This is a genomic window from Pseudarthrobacter sp. TAF60_1, from assembly GCF_052113505.1.
In the GTDB taxonomy this organism is placed as follows: Bacteria; Actinomycetota; Actinomycetes; order Actinomycetales; family Micrococcaceae; genus Arthrobacter.
The window spans coordinates 191,703-205,562 of record NZ_JBFRDI010000003.1 but is presented as its reverse complement, the minus strand read 5'-3'; the positions used below and the strand labels follow the sequence as shown (position 1 = coordinate 205,562).

Sequence of the window (13,860 nt, the reverse complement as noted above, 5' to 3'; positions counted from 1 at the left end):
AGGACGAAAGGTAACACCATGGTTAAGCAGTCCATTTTCGGCCGCATCGCGCAGCTTGCAAAGGCAAACATCAACTCTTTGCTGGACAACGCTGAGGATCCGCAGAAGATGCTGGACCAGATGGTCCGGGACTACACGAACAACATCGCCGAGGCTGAGTCCGCTGTTGCCCAGACCATCGGAAACCTCCGGATGCTCGAGGACGACTACCGCGAGGACGTCAAGAATGCTCAGGACTGGGGCAACAAGGCCCTGGCGGCCTCGCGCAAGGCCGACGAATACCGGGCCGGCGGCGACACCGTCGATGCCGAGAAATTCGACAACCTCGCCAAGGTGGCCCTGCAGCGCCAGATGTCCGCCGAGAGTGAGGCCAAGGGAGCAGAGCCCAGCATCGCCTCGCAGCGCGAAGTGGTGGACAAGCTCAAGACCGGCCTCGACCAGATGAAGGGCAAGCTCAACGAGCTGACCAGCAAGCGCAACGAACTGGTTGCCCGCTCCAAGACGGCCGCAGCGCAGTCCCAGGTACACGATGCCATCAAGAGCATCGACTTCATGGATCCCACCAGCGAGGTTGGCCGTTTCGAAGAGAAGATCCGCCGCGAGGAGGCGAAGGTCCGCGGCCAGCAGGAACTTGCTGCGTCGAGCCTGGACGCCCAGTTCAACCAGCTTGAGGACCTCGGCGAGCAGACCGAGATCGAGGCCCGCTTGGCCGCACTGAAGTCGGGCGGTGCCAAGCCGGCCCTCGGCGCCTCGGGCTCGTCAGTCCCGTCAGGGTCCACCGTGGACGAAGCTGATTTTGACAAGTTGTAGCCAGTAGCGGCCCGCCGATGTGCCGGGTCCAGCAGGGGCCGGAGTTCACGCTGAACTCCGGCCCCTGCTGTGTCACCCGCCCTGCGGCACCCTCCGCGGCGGCCGGTGTAAGTGTGTAGCGTGGAGGCCATGGCCTCCCCCGTCGCATCCACCATCGTCTGGCTCCGTGATGACCTCCGGCTGGACGACAATCCCGCCCTTGCCCACGCCGTCGACATCGGCATGCCGCTCACCGTGGTCTACATTCTCGACGAGGAATCCCCGGGAGTCCGGCCGCTGGGTGCTGCAGTCAAATGGTGGCTGCACCACTCCCTGGCGGCCCTTGCGGCGGCCCTGAATGATGCCGGCTCGGCGCTGGTCCTTCGGCGGGGACCGGCCGGACCGGTGATCCGCGAGCTTGCAGAGGAAACCGGCGCCAAGCACCTGCTGTGGAATCGACGCTACGGCGGGCCTGAACGGGCCGTGGACGCAGAAATCAAAACCTGGGCGGCGGAGAACGGCATCGAGGCCGCAAGCTTCCAAGCCAACCTGCTCTACGAGCCATGGACCATCACTACCGGCAGCGGAGGCCCCTACAAGGTCTTCACGCCGTTTTGGCGGGCCTGCAGGGCGTCAGGCGAACCCCGCAAGCCTCTGGATGCGCCCGTACACCTCCCATCCCCCGGCAGCCTGACCAGCACCGGCACCGGCGCAGGGCGCGTGGGCAGTGACGACCTCGCAGACTGGTCCTTGCTGCCCGTGGCCCCCGACTGGAGCGGCGGCCTGGCGCGGACGTGGCAACCCGGGGAGGCCGGGGCTCACCGCCGCCTGGACGATTTCCTGGACGGACCGGTGGAGGAGTACGGCACCGGCCGGGATGTGCCCGGGGTGGAAGGCACCAGCCGGCTTTCTCCGCACCTGCGCTTCGGCGAAATCAGTCCGTTCCGGGTCTGGCACGAGATCCGCCTCCGCTTTCCCCGCGAGGCAACGCCCGACGTCGGGATCTTCCGGTCCGAGCTCGGCTGGCGGGAGTTCTGCTGGCAGCTGCTCTACGTCAACCCGCAGCTGGCGACGCGCAACTACCGCCCGGAGTTTGACCGCTTCGACTGGCAGGATCCCACCGCAGCGGAACTGGAGGCATGGCAACAGGGGCGGACCGGCTATCCGCTGGTGGATGCCGGGATGCGGCAGCTGTGGCAGACGGGCTGGATGCACAACCGGGTGCGGATGGCAGCGGCGTCGTTTCTGGTCAAGAACCTCCTTGCCGACTGGCGGCTGGGCGAGGCGTGGTTCTGGGATACCCTGGTGGACGCCGATGCCGCCAGCAATCCGGCGAACTGGCAGTGGGTGGCGGGCTCAGGCGCCGACGCGTCGCCCTATTTCCGGATCTTCAACCCGGTGACCCAGAGCAAGAAATTCGATGCGGAGGGAAGGTACCTTCGCGAGTTCGTCCCCGAGCTTGCCCCATTGGACGGCAAGGCCATCCACGAGCCGTGGAAAGCGCCCGGTCTCCAGGGCTACCCCGCTCCGGTGGTGGGGCTCCCCGAGTCCCGGGAGCGAGCGTTGGCCACCTATCAAAGGCTTAAGGACACTCAAGGCTGAGGCACATTCCGCCGAGCAGCGTCAGCGGCTGACTTTGCCCATCAGGGAGGCAATGGGCCGCAGGAAGAGGGGACGCGCCAGGAACCAGGCTGCGACCATTGCGGCGACCGACGCCAAGAATACCCAGAATCCGAACCAGCCGGCGTCGTCGCTGCCGCCGTACATGTGGTTCAGGTTACGCAACGCGCCGGTGGCCAGCACCAGGAAGACGTGCACCACGACGAAGGCCACGAAGTAGACCATCACCGGGAAGTGGATGGCGCGTGCCAGTTCCATGGGGTAGGCCTTGTTGAGGCCCGCTGCCTTCTTGGGCCAGGCAGGAGATGTCCGGATACCGGAAATGAACGCGAGTGGCGCGGCAATAAACACAGTGACGAAGTAGGTCAGCAGCTGCAGGGCGTTGTAGTTGACCCAGCCGTTCTCAGTGGGCCAGTTCAGCGAGGCGTACTGCAGTGCCGCCGAAAGTGCGTTGGGGATGACATCCCAACTGGTGGGCACAATCCGCATCCACTGGCCGGTAGCGAACAGGAGGATCACGAACACCAGGCCGTTAAGGATCCAGAGGGCGTCCAGAGTGAGGTGCAGCCACAGCTCCAGGGTGATCTTGGTGGGTGCGTTTTTGGTTTTGATCAGGCCTTTGTTGTTACGTGTCCAGTGTCCGCTGGGACGGGTGGTGGTCCGCACCTGCCAGCCGGTCCTGATGATCAGAAGCAGGAAGAAACCGTTGAGGAAGTGCTGCCAACCCAGCCAGGCCGGGAAGCCCACGGGCGCACCGTCGGGAAGTTCCGAGTGGCCCGGATAGTCGGTGAGGAACGAGGCCACCGCCGGCAGCTCTGTCATCCACTTGGCGAGCAACACCACCAGCACCAGCACCACAAGAACGGCCGGGATACCCCAGTAGAGCCTGGACCGCTTGCCCGCCGCAGAGGCGGGCTTCTTCGTGGGTGTGGACATCGAAAACATTCCTCTCGAGAATGACTGGCCAGTGCTCAAACGGCTCTGAACGAGAATACTAGGAACCACCAGCATTCGGGCAAAAAAAGACCCCGGCCGGCGTAACTCCCGGTCGGGGTCTTTCATATGGTTGCGGGGACAGGATTTGAACCTGTGACCTCTGGGTTATGAGCCCAGCGAGCTACCGAACTGCTCCACCCCGCGTCGCTTGATCAACAATACCCTAGTTCGGCGGAGGCAATTACCACTCCGCCGTTGGCCGGCTTAAACCAGAAAGTCCGGACCCTGTTTCCAGGATCCGGACCTTCCGCCAGTTGCGGGGACAGGATTTGAACCTGTGACCTCTGGGTTATGAGCCCAGCGAGCTACCGAACTGCTCCACCCCGCGTCGCAAGATCAACTCTACCGTCCGGTGAACGGGAGGCCAAATCCTGGTGGCGTGATGTGTATCTCGCTGGGCCGCCGTCAGTTAGCTGCTGAAGGCGAGGGGGTGGCTGATGGTGTGGCTTCCGGGGCCGGGGTGGCGCCCGGGGCCGGCGCCGGGATCTTCCCCTCGGCGTCAAGGGCCTTCTGCAGGGCGGCAGCCAGCTTCTTCTGTTCTTCCCCGTAGGCAGCGAAGTCACCGCCGGCCAAAGCCGTCTGGCCCGCCTTGATGGCGGCGTTCGCCGCCTCCAGGGCTGCCTTGAGGTCAGCCTGGGCGCCCGCACTGACAGGCGGAGTCTCCCCCGGCGTGGCAGGCGTCCGGCCGGTGTTGGCAGAGTCGCCGGCAGCTGCACCGGAATCACCGCCGAAGAGTTGCTTCAGCGCGCCGTCGAGCGTCGGGGCGAAGCCCACCTTGTCACCGAATGCGACCAACACGCGCTGCAGCGTCGGGTACGACGTCTCGCCGGTGGACTTCAGGTAAACTGGCTGGACGTAAAGAATGCCGCCGCCAACCGGCAGCGTCAGCAGGTTGCCGTTAAGCACCTCCGACGCGCCCTGACGCAAAAGGTTCAGGGCTTGGGACACGGTGGGGTCCGAGTTGAACTTGTTCTGGGCCTGGCCCGGTCCGGGAACCTGGATCTCCGGTGGAATCTGGAGCAGCCTGAGTTTGCCGTAGTTGTCAGACTTCACGCCTTTCTGGTTACCGGCGTCCGAGTCAGCGGCGAGGAACCCGTAGAGGACGTTTCGCGCGGTGCCGTTGACAATCTGCGGAATGTAGGAGGACGTCAGCTGGAATGCTGGCGCCTTCTGGTCAGGCATCTGCAGTGACATGTAGAAGGGCGGCTGCTTAACGTCGGTGGACACGGTGGGATCGTTGGGAACGCTCCAGACGTCCTTCGCCTGGTAGAAGCTGCCCGGCTCCGTCACGTGGTAGCGGCCCAGGAGTTCGCGCTGGACCTTGAAGAGGTCCTCCGGGTAACGGACGTGGCTCATCACATCCCCGGACATCTCCGAGTAGGGCTTCAGGGACGTGGGATAGACCTTCTGCCATGCCTTCAGGATGGGGTCCTGGTCATCCCAGGCGTACAAAGTCACCGCACCGTCGTACGCATCGACCGTGGCTTTGACGGAGTTCCTGATGTAGTTCACTGAGCTATTGGGCAGCGCCACCGTCCGCCCGGCGGAGGTCTGCGAGTCTGCAGTGGCCGCCGAGAGTTGCGCCTGCTGCGAGTACGGGTAGTACTGGCTGGTGGTGTAGCCGTCCACGATCCATTTGACCCTGCCGTCCACAACGGCCGGGTACGCGTTGCCGTCCACGGTTAAGTACGGCGCAACCTTCTCGACGCGCTCCCGCGGATTGCGGTCGTACAGGATCTGGGACTCCGGATTGACGCCATCGGACAGCAGCAGGTCCGAGGACTGGAACTTGATGGAGTAGAGGATCTTGTTGAAGAAGGTGCCCACGTTCGGGCCGCCGTTGCCTTCGAAGGTGTACTGGTTGTCTGCCTCGCCCTCTTTACCGGAGGGCCTGTCCTGCTCACGAGGGGTTGCGCCAGCGGGAGCACCAACAATGGAGTACTCCGGAGAATTCTCGCCGAAGTAGATCCTTGGCTGGTACGTTGAGTCGTTGCCGAGGACGCCGGTGGAAGGAATTCCGGACTGGAGAAACTCCGGCTTGCCGTCAACGGTGAACTTGTTTCCCTTGGCCGCGACCACGCCGTAACCGTGGGTATAGACAACGTGCTGGTTCAGCCAGCCCTGCTGGTTCGTGGCAACGTTGACCGGGTTCAGCTCGCGCACGGCGATGACGGTGTCCTGGATCTTGCCGTCAATCTCGTAGCGGTCAACATTTAGCGACTTGGGGAACTGGTAGTACGGCCGGTACTGTTCCAGCTGGGCAAACGCATCAGAGATCAGGTTGGGATCAAGGAGCCTGATGTTGGCTGTGGTCTGGGCGTCCGGGGCGAGCGCCCCGGTGTTGGCCGTGTTCGTCGCGTTATACCGGTCCACCTGGATCTGGTCCAGGCCGTATGCCGCCCGGGTGCTCTGGATGTTCCGCTCAATGTAGTCCTTCTCAAGCGTCTGCTCGGAAGGCCGCACCTGGAACTGCTGGATGACCCACGGGTACACGCCACCGGCGAGGATCGAGGTGATGACCAGCATGGCCGTACCGATGACCGGCAGCCGCCAGCGGCCGATGACGGCCGCGACGATGAAGAGGATGGCCACCAGGACGGCCGCGACCGCGAGGATCGCCTTGGTGGGGATAACGGCGTTAACGTCGGTGTACAGGGCGCCAGCCCAGCGGCCGCCGTTGCTCTGAAGCGCCGAATAGCGGTCCAGCCAGAAGCTGACGCCCAGCAGGATGAGGAATGTCGCGCCAGTTACGGCGAGGTGGATCTGCGCGGCCCGACTGGTGAACACGCCGCGTTCCATCAGGCGGATACTGCCATAGAGGTAGTGGGTGAGGATGCCGGCGATGCCGGCCACCACCACCACGCTGATGAGGAACCCGGTGATAAATCCCAGGAACGGCAGGGTCATCACGTAGAAACTGATGTCCAGTTTAAAAAGCGGGTCTTCCTTGCCGAACGGCTGTTGGTTGATGAACAGCAGAACTTTCTGCCACTGGCTAGCCGCCGCACTGCCGGCGAACAGGCCGAACAGGATGGGCAGGCCCACCATCACGACGCGGCGGACCGGTTCAAGCTGGGCCTGGTACCGGTTGAGGTTGTCACGCATTTCGGAGTCGGGCGCGTAGACGGGCCTGGCCCGGTAGGCGATCCGGATGGCAAAAAAGACGGCCGCGAACATCAGCGCGAAGCCAGCGAGGAAGATCAGGATCCGGGAGAGGTTCTCGGTGAGGAACACTTCGAAGTAACCGAGCTGCTGGTACCACAGGACATCAGTCCACACATTGGCGAAGAAGATGAAGCCCACAACTACCAGGGCAACGACTATCAGGGTGGGTGTCAGGGCCCCGCGTCGTGATGGGGGTCTTCCGGGCGGGATGGGGCTGGTGGGACGGGACAAACTCGGTACCTCATAGCTGATCGTCAGATTTACATTAGGAGCGTGCGTGCGGTTGACGTCCGGCACCGGTCAAGCGTGTGGCAACGTCCGTCATATCTGCCACGAGTGGCGGTAAAGCTTAGTTCCTGGGCTCAGTCTAGTTGCTGGTGCACGACGGCAAACCGGCCGTGTCCTGACCTGATCCGGCGAGTTCGACGGCGGATCGCGCCTGGTCGAGGTTCCCCACCTTAACCACCTGCATTCCGTCCGGCACGTTGCCCGCCACCTCATCACAGTTATCTGCGGGGGCGAGGAACAGCGTGGCTCCCCCGGCGCGCGCACCCAGCATCTTCTGCCGGATCCCGCCGATAGAGCCCACGGTGCCGTCGGGACTGATGGTTCCGGTACCGGCAATGTGCTTGCCCCCGGTCAGGTCTCCCGGCGTGACAGTGTCCACGATCCCCAGCGCGAACATCAGACCGGCGCTGGGGCCGCCCACCTTGTCCAGGGAAATCTTCACATCGAAGGGAAATGTAAACAGATACTTCAGCATGATTCCCAGGATGTAACGGCCGGCACCGTTGTCCTTTGGGGTGATGGTTTGGGTGACGGACTCCCCTGCCCGCTGCACCACGAGGGTGACAGGCGCGCCCTTGCCGGCAGCCAGTTCCTCCTGCACCACGGCGAGGGACGTGATGGGCTTCCCGTTGATGGTCTCGAAGATGTCACCGTTCTCGACTTTGCCGGCCGACGGCGATCCGGTCGAGAGCCCCGCGGCCTGCAGTTGCTGGCCAAAGGGAATCTCGAGCTCCCTCAGTGCCGACGCGACGGCGTTCTCCTGGGATGTGGTCATGGCCACGGAGCTCTGTTCTTCCGCCTGCTCCTTGGTGGTGCCTGTGGGGTAAATCAGTTCCTGCGGGTACACGGACTTGGACCTGTCCAGCCACGCGCCGAAGGCTCCCAGAATGCTGACGGGGCCATTGGGTCCGCCCTCGACGTAAACCGTGGTCAGGTCCAGGTTGCCTTTGGCCGGGTAGGTCTCGTGCCCCGTGACACCGATGACAGGGGTCTCTCCGGACCTGTCGAGCGTATTGAACGTGGGCCCGGCGCGTTCCACTACATACGGGACCGGAATGGTGGCAGCCGCTATCCCCAGCCCCGCGGCGAGTACTCCCGAGAGCATCATGACGGACACCCGCCTGTCCCCGGGCCGGGTGGTCCGGGGGGCAGGATGCCCGGCAGGGGCAACGCCGGCCGCAGGCCCTTCGGGAGGTCCGGCAGGCGCGTTTGCGCCGTCGTCGAACTCTGGAGTGTGGTCCTCGTGTGGGTGTTCGCCACGGGTTGTAGTCACTGCACCAACACTACGCGGTGGCGCTGTCAGCCGGCTCTTTGCCTAGAGCGAACGTCCGCCCTGTCCGGCAGACAGCCGCCGCCGCCCGGGGTACCGTGAAGTGAACGCTCAAACTGACGATCGGCGGGACCATGACCTCCAACCCACTCAATCCGTCCGACGGCGATGACACGCCCAAGGATCCGTTGACCGAGATGCTGCAGAACCTGATGGGCGGCAAGGGTATGGAAAACTTCGACCCCGCCGAACTGGCTAAGGCGGCCGGCCTGCCGGATGACCCCAACCTGCTGGCCCAGATGTTCTCCCAAGTCCAGGCCATGATGAGCGCCCCCTCGGAGGGGCCCGTGAACTGGCAGCTCGCCCACGAAAACGCCCGACGCGTCGCAGCCAGCAGCGCGGACCCGTCCGTCACGTCCCAGCAGAGCCGGGAAGTGGACGAAGCCCTGCGCCTTGCCGAACTCTGGCTCGATCCTGTGACCGACCTCCCCGCCACCGGCCTGATCGGCCGGGCCTGGTCCCGCGCCGAATGGGTGGAAGCCACCCTTGGAACATGGAAGCGGCTCACCGAACCCGTCGCCAACAGCATCGCCAATGCTCTCTCCAGCGCCATGACCGAACAGATGCCTGAAGAGATGAAGTCCATGATGGGCGGGGCATCGTCCATGCTGCAGAACATGGGTGGAGCAATCTTCGGCATGCAGCTGGGCCAGGCCATCGGTGCACTCTCCGCAGACGTCGTCAGCTCAACTGATATCGGAGTGCCCCTGGCCGACCTGGAAATGGCCCTGCTGCCGTCAAACGTCGCGTCCTTCGGCGAAGGGCTGAGCCTGCCGGAAAACGACATCCGCCTGTTCCTCGCCGTCCGCGAGGCGGCGCATGCACGCCTGTTCGTCCAGGTCCCGTGGCTTCGCGGGCACCTCCTGGGCGCCATTGAGGCATACGCCCGCGGCATCCACATCGACACCTCCCGCATCGAGGAGCTGGCCCGGGACCTTGATCCCGGTAATCCTGAAGGCATTCAGGAGGCGCTGTCCAAGGGCGTCTTTATGCCGCAGCGGACACCCGCCCAGGAGCAGGCACTGGAAAAGCTCGAGACAGCCTTGGCGCTCGTTGAAGGCTGGGTGGATGAGCTCACGGCTTCGGCCACGGAGAAGATGCTGCCCTCCGCGGCCGCCCTCCGTGAGACGGTCCGGCGGCGGCGCGCCACCGGCGGCCCCGCTGAACACGCTTTTGCCTCCCTCGTGGGGCTTGAGCTGCGTCCCCGCCGACTCCGTGAGGCAGCCACCCTGTGGGCCGTCCTCAAGGAAGAACGCGGCATTGCCGGACGCGACGCCATCTGGCAGCACCCGGACCTGCTGCCCACAGCCGAGGATCTTGACGACCCCCAGGGCTTCAGCGGCCGCCGCAAGCTGGCGGAGGCCAGCGACAGCGAAGTGGATGACGCCCTGCAGAAGCTCCTCAGCGGCGGCTTTGATGACGCCCCCCAGGACTCCGGTGATCCCGGCGCAGACTCCCCCGACGCAGGCACCGGCACGGCGGACTCCGGCACGGATAGCACCGGCGCTGCTGAATCCGGCAGGGAAGACTCAGGCGGGGACGAATCGGGCAGGGACGCCGACGACGGCGACACGGACCAGCCCAAGGGCTAGCGGGAGTGCCTAGTCGGCGTCGCCGTGGCTGTGCCCGGCGCCGCCGGCGGGCCTGAAGTTGTCGCCTGACCCGGAGCCTTCGCCTGCCCCGACGCCTGCGGCGCCAAGGCCCCGGGAGGTCGCGTAGGAGACGCCCTCCAGGAACGCCTTGGCGCGCATGGTGTCGGGATAGGCTTCCAACAGTTTCCAGAACGCTGCATTGTGCCCGGCCACGAGCAGGTGGGCGAGCTCGTGCAGCAGCACGTAGTCGATGACCCACTGCGGCATTGCGCGGAGCTTGTCGGAGAGCCGGATAGTGCCTTCGGACGGCGTCGCGGAGCCCCACCGTGAGTTCTGGTTACTGACCCAGCGGACCGACGTCGGGACTGCCCGGCCGCCGAAGTACTGGGCGGACAGGGCGGCGGCGTGGGACGCCAGCGCGGCATCCGTGGCAGGCTGCTTCCGTCCTTTGTCTGCACGCCGCTCCCCTTGCCGGTGAAGTTTGTCCAGCATCCGGTGGACCCATTCGGACTCCTGGGCGGCCGTGAAACGGGCCGGGATGGCCACCACCGCCGTCCCGTTTTCCCAGAAGGCGGCTACGGTCCGGGTGCGCCGGGCCGACCGCCGCACTTCCACCGGCGCTCCGTCGGCAGTTGTCAGACCTGCCGGCCTGCTGCGCTTCCCCGGGGTCACAGGACACTGCTTTCAGCGAGTACCCGCAGCACGTCTTCGCCATAACGCTCCAGCTTGGACGGACCAACTCCGGCCAGCGCGGCGAGTTCCTCCAGTGAGGACGGCTTCGCCTCGGCGATGGCCGTCAGCGTGGCGTCTGTAAAGACCACGAAGGCCGGGACCTCGGCGGTCAGCGCGATCTCCTTCCGCCACTGCCGGAGGGCGTCAAAGGTCTGTTCCTCGTAGCTGGGCGGACAGTCGTTGCAGCGCCCCACCTTGCGTTCGGCTCCGCTGGCCAGCATGCTCCCGCAAACCCTGCAGGTAGCGGGGGCTGCAGCCTTGCGGCGCGGGGCCGGCCCTTTGCCGCGGGCGCTGGAGCTGGCCACCGAGTTGGGCCGGAGCCCGTCAAGGAACCGTGAAGGCTTCCGGTTGGCCCTGCCGCCCGGCGTCCGCGCCGTGGACCATGACAAGGCGAGGTGTTCGCGGGCCCGGGTGATACCCACATACAGGAGGCGCCGCTCCTCATCGACGGCCTCGGGAGTGTCCGCGAACGAGATGGGCATCAGGCCTTCGCTGAGCCCCACAAGGAAGACGGCGTCCCACTCCAGGCCCTTCGCGGCGTGCAGCGAGGCAAGCGTTACGCCTTGGACCGTGGGGGCATGCTGCGCCAGGGACCGCTCCTGGAGTTCATTGACGAAGTCGGCCAGGCCGAACTGCGCTCCCCGGACCTGGACCAGTTCGTCCGCGAGCGCAACAAGCGCCGCCAGCGACTCCCAGCGTTCACGGAGGGCACCGCCGTTGTGGGGCGGGGCTTCGGTGTAGCCGAGGGACGCCACGATGTCGCGGACCAGCTGGCCCAGGGGTTCCGGCACGGCTGTTTCGGCCACAGCCCGGGTGGCTGCCCGCAGCTGAAGGATGGCATCGCGCACTTCCTTGCGGGCAAAGAATCGCTCGCCGCCCCGGAGCTGATAGCCGATTCCGGCCGCTGCGAGGGCCTGCTCGTAGGCTTCGGACTGCCCGTTCGTGCGGAAAAGGACGGCTATTTGGCTGGCGGGAGTGCCGGCGTCGAGCAGTTCCCGGATCTTGACGGCCGCTGTGGCGGCTTCGGCTTCGTCGTCCGAGCATTCGGTGAACTGCGGGACCGGACCGGCCGGCCGCTGGGCCACCAGCTGGAGCGGGGCTGCCCACGCCGAATCGGCGACGGGGCCGCCGCTGCGCCGCGCAGCCAGCAGGTCGTTGGCCAGCTTCACTACCTGCGGCGTGGAACGGTAATCACGGATCAGCTTCACCACGTTGGCCTGAGGGTATTGCGCCTTGAAACCCAACAGGTGCTTGGGGGACGCACCGGTGAAGGAGTAGATGGTCTGGCTGGCATCGCCCACCACGCACAACTCATCCCGGCCGCCGAGCCACAGTTCAAGGAGCCGCTGCTGTAGCGGGGAGACGTCCTGGTATTCATCCACCACGAAGTGCCGGTACTGCTCACGGACTGTGGCCGCAACCTTCTGGTCCTCCTGCAGGATGCCGACCGTGATCAGCAGGACGTCCTCGAAGTCGATGACGTTGCGGTCTGTCTTGACGTCCTCGTAGGACTGGAAGACCCGGGCGACGGCGGTCAGGTCAAACCCGCCGGGGGTTCCGCGGCCCTGGGCGTTCTCCAGGTAGTTGGCCGGGGTCAGCATGGAAACCTTGGCCCACTCGATCTCGGAGGCGAGGTCCCGGATGGACGCACGGTCCGTGCTGAGCCTGAGGCGGCGGGACGCCTCCGCGATCATCTGGGCTTTGTGGTCCAGCAGGTTCGGCAACGTGCCGCCCACCGCTTGCGGCCAGAAGAACTGCAGCTGCCTTAACGCGGCGGCGTGGAACGTGCGGGCCTGCACATTGCCCACGCCCAGGTCCCGCAGCCGGCTGCGCATTTCAGCCGCAGCCCGGGCCGTGAAGGTGACGGCGAGGAGCCGCTGCGGACTATAGACACCGGAGTGCACCCCATACGCAACCCGGTGCGTAATGGCCCGGGTCTTTCCGGTGCCGGCGCCAGCCAGGACGCACAACGGTCCGTTCAGGGTGCTGGCGACCTCCCGCTGCTCAGCATCGAGTCCCCCGAGGATGCGTTCCTCGAGGGACTGTGCACTGTCAAAATTCTCTGTGGTCACTTCTGCTGCTCTGTGGTTGGGACTGCATTAATGGGACTGCCGGTGTTGGGACTGCCGAGCGCTTGCCGGCGCCTCGCCAGGCATGCCACGAGGTCACGTGTCAGCGCGGTCCATGATCCGGCCGCCATACCAATGCTCAATCAGGGAGCGTGCGATGGACAAGCGGCTGGAGATGGTGATCTCGCCGGCGAGCACGGCGTCCTGCAATTCATCCCGGCTGAACCAGCGCGCCCTGGTGACCTCCACGCCGTCGGGCGTTGCCTCGGTGTCCTCCGTAATAGCGGAAAACCCAAGCATGAGGGAGGCCGGGAACGGCCATGACTGCGAGCCCAGGTACTGGCAGCGGGTGATCCTAACGCCCACTTCCTCATGGATTTCCCTGATCACTGCCTGCTCGAGGGATTCGCCGGGCTCAACGAACCCCGCAAGCGTGGAGTAGTTCTTCGCATCCAGCGGTCCCCCGCCGCCCAGCAGGAGCCGGCCGTCCGGTCCCGCCACCGTCACGATGATGGCAGGGTCTGTCCGGGGGTAGTGTTCAGAGTTGTCCTGGGGGCAGCGGCGTACCCAGCCGCCGGACTCCACCACCGTGGGGACACCGCAGCGGGGGCAGTGGGTATGCGTGGCGTGCCAGTTGGCAATGGCGCTGGCCTCAACAAACAACGCCGTATCGGTGGGGTTCAGGACGGCGGCGATGTCCCGGAATCCGGCCCACTCGGCGTCGGACGGGATTCCCGCTGCCCCCGGCGTCACCGTTTCGGGCAAAATGATCAGCACAATTTCCGTGCCCGCAGGCAGACCCGTGTCCGGCAGAGCCGCGCCCAGGTAAATGACCTGCTCGGGGACGGTATCGAGATCCTGGAGCTGCGCCATTACCGCGCGCGACGCCGGCATGAGCAGCCGGTTGGCCCGGATGAGGGCCTGCCGGCCGGCCAGGACCACTGCGAGGGTTCCGTCTCTGGCCAGCAGGTCTTCAACCATGCCCGGCCGGGCGCGTTTCACGGAGCCGCGGTCCACCGCGGCCGGACGAACCGGCAGTACCGTATCGAACAAATGGTTGGCCGGCAGTTGGACTGCCTGCGCCTGGTAGGCCGATGAAGCAGACTCCGCATAACTCATGTGTCCACCGTACTGACTCGGACCGACAATTTACATTTGGCGGGATGAATCGGAGGCACATGTGGCCAGGACCTCAAGCTTGGCAAAACTGCCGATATTTGCGCCGTATCTGGAGACTCGCCGCCGCACATCGTTGAGTTGGACGCCAGCCAATCTACCG

9 protein-coding genes and 2 tRNA genes are annotated in these 13,860 nt (G+C 65.3%); 3 read left to right on the top strand and 8 right to left on the bottom strand.

From position 1 onward, the window contains the following. Positions 1-18 precede the first annotated feature (18 nt). Together AB4Y73_RS04510 and AB4Y73_RS04505 are read left to right on the top strand one after the other, a co-directional pair. On the top strand, positions 19-810 hold the full coding sequence (locus AB4Y73_RS04510; protein WP_441869075.1) for a PspA/IM30 family protein: 792 nt from the start codon (positions 19-21) through the stop codon (positions 808-810). A 129-nt stretch (positions 811-939) separates the two neighbouring features. Continuing rightward, positions 940-2,391 (top strand): cryptochrome/photolyase family protein, encoded by a 1,452-nt coding sequence (locus AB4Y73_RS04505; protein ID WP_441869072.1) that lies wholly within the window; start codon positions 940-942, stop codon positions 2,389-2,391. Positions 2,392-2,412: 21 nt separating this feature from the next. Here the strand turns inward: AB4Y73_RS04505 and AB4Y73_RS04500 are convergent, their stop codons facing one another. From AB4Y73_RS04500 to AB4Y73_RS04480, 5 genes are all read right to left on the bottom strand, one after another. Then, positions 2,413-3,345: a cytochrome b/b6 domain-containing protein gene (locus tag AB4Y73_RS04500; RefSeq protein ID WP_441869069.1), complete on the bottom strand. Its 933-nt coding sequence runs from the start codon at positions 3,343-3,345 to the stop codon at positions 2,413-2,415. A gap of 127 nt (positions 3,346-3,472) precedes the next feature. Continuing rightward, positions 3,473-3,549, bottom strand: a tRNA-Met gene (locus AB4Y73_RS04495). A 110-nt stretch (positions 3,550-3,659) separates the two neighbouring features. Continuing rightward, positions 3,660-3,733: transfer RNA gene (locus AB4Y73_RS04490), tRNA-Met, on the bottom strand. Positions 3,734-3,810: 77 nt separating this feature from the next. Next, complete coding sequence (locus AB4Y73_RS04485; RefSeq protein ID WP_441869066.1) at positions 3,811-6,801, bottom strand: UPF0182 family membrane protein; 2,991 nt, start codon at positions 6,799-6,801, stop codon at positions 3,811-3,813. A 136-nt stretch (positions 6,802-6,937) separates the two neighbouring features. After that, positions 6,938-8,131 carry a YlbL family protein gene (locus AB4Y73_RS04480; RefSeq protein WP_441869063.1) on the bottom strand — a complete coding sequence of 398 codons (1,194 nt, stop codon included), beginning with the start codon at positions 8,129-8,131 and terminating at the stop codon, positions 6,938-6,940. 131 nt (positions 8,132-8,262) lie between these two features. Here AB4Y73_RS04480 and AB4Y73_RS04475 point away from each other — a divergent pair, with 131 nt between their 5' ends. Next, positions 8,263-9,780 carry a zinc-dependent metalloprotease gene (locus AB4Y73_RS04475; RefSeq protein ID WP_441869060.1) on the top strand — a complete coding sequence of 506 codons (1,518 nt, stop codon included), beginning with the start codon at positions 8,263-8,265 and terminating at the stop codon, positions 9,778-9,780. A gap of 9 nt (positions 9,781-9,789) precedes the next feature. Here AB4Y73_RS04475 and AB4Y73_RS04470 read toward each other — a convergent pair whose 3' ends face one another. The 3 genes from AB4Y73_RS04470 to nudC form a co-directional block, all read right to left on the bottom strand. Continuing rightward, complete coding sequence (locus AB4Y73_RS04470) at positions 9,790-10,452, bottom strand: M48 metallopeptidase family protein (RefSeq protein WP_441869057.1); 663 nt, start codon at positions 10,450-10,452, stop codon at positions 9,790-9,792. Beyond that, the gene (locus AB4Y73_RS04465) at positions 10,449-12,584 is read right to left on the bottom strand and encodes an ATP-dependent DNA helicase UvrD2 (RefSeq protein WP_441869054.1); all 2,136 of its coding nucleotides are present in this window, start codon (positions 12,582-12,584) and stop codon (positions 10,449-10,451) included. The genes AB4Y73_RS04470 and AB4Y73_RS04465 overlap by 4 nt, the downstream gene beginning before the upstream one ends. 93 nt (positions 12,585-12,677) lie before the next feature. Next, the gene (gene nudC / locus AB4Y73_RS04460) at positions 12,678-13,700 is read right to left on the bottom strand and encodes an NAD(+) diphosphatase (protein ID WP_441869051.1); all 1,023 of its coding nucleotides are present in this window, start codon (positions 13,698-13,700) and stop codon (positions 12,678-12,680) included. Positions 13,701-13,860: the final 160 nt, after the last annotated feature.

What these genes read in the sequence shown, in the direction of transcription:
- AB4Y73_RS04510 (WP_441869075.1), top strand. Translation starts at nt 19, where the DNA reads ATGGTTAAGCAGTCCATTTTCGGCCGCATCGCGCAGCTTGCAAAGGCA.
- AB4Y73_RS04505 (WP_441869072.1), top strand. Translation starts at nt 940, where the DNA reads ATGGCCTCCCCCGTCGCATCCACCATCGTCTGGCTCCGTGATGACCTC.
- AB4Y73_RS04500 (WP_441869069.1), bottom strand. Translation starts at nt 3,345, where the DNA reads ATGTCCACACCCACGAAGAAGCCCGCCTCTGCGGCGGGCAAGCGGTCC.
- AB4Y73_RS04475 (WP_441869060.1), top strand. Translation starts at nt 8,263, where the DNA reads ATGACCTCCAACCCACTCAATCCGTCCGACGGCGATGACACGCCCAAG.
- nudC (WP_441869051.1), bottom strand. Translation starts at nt 13,700, where the DNA reads ATGAGTTATGCGGAGTCTGCTTCATCGGCCTACCAGGCGCAGGCAGTC.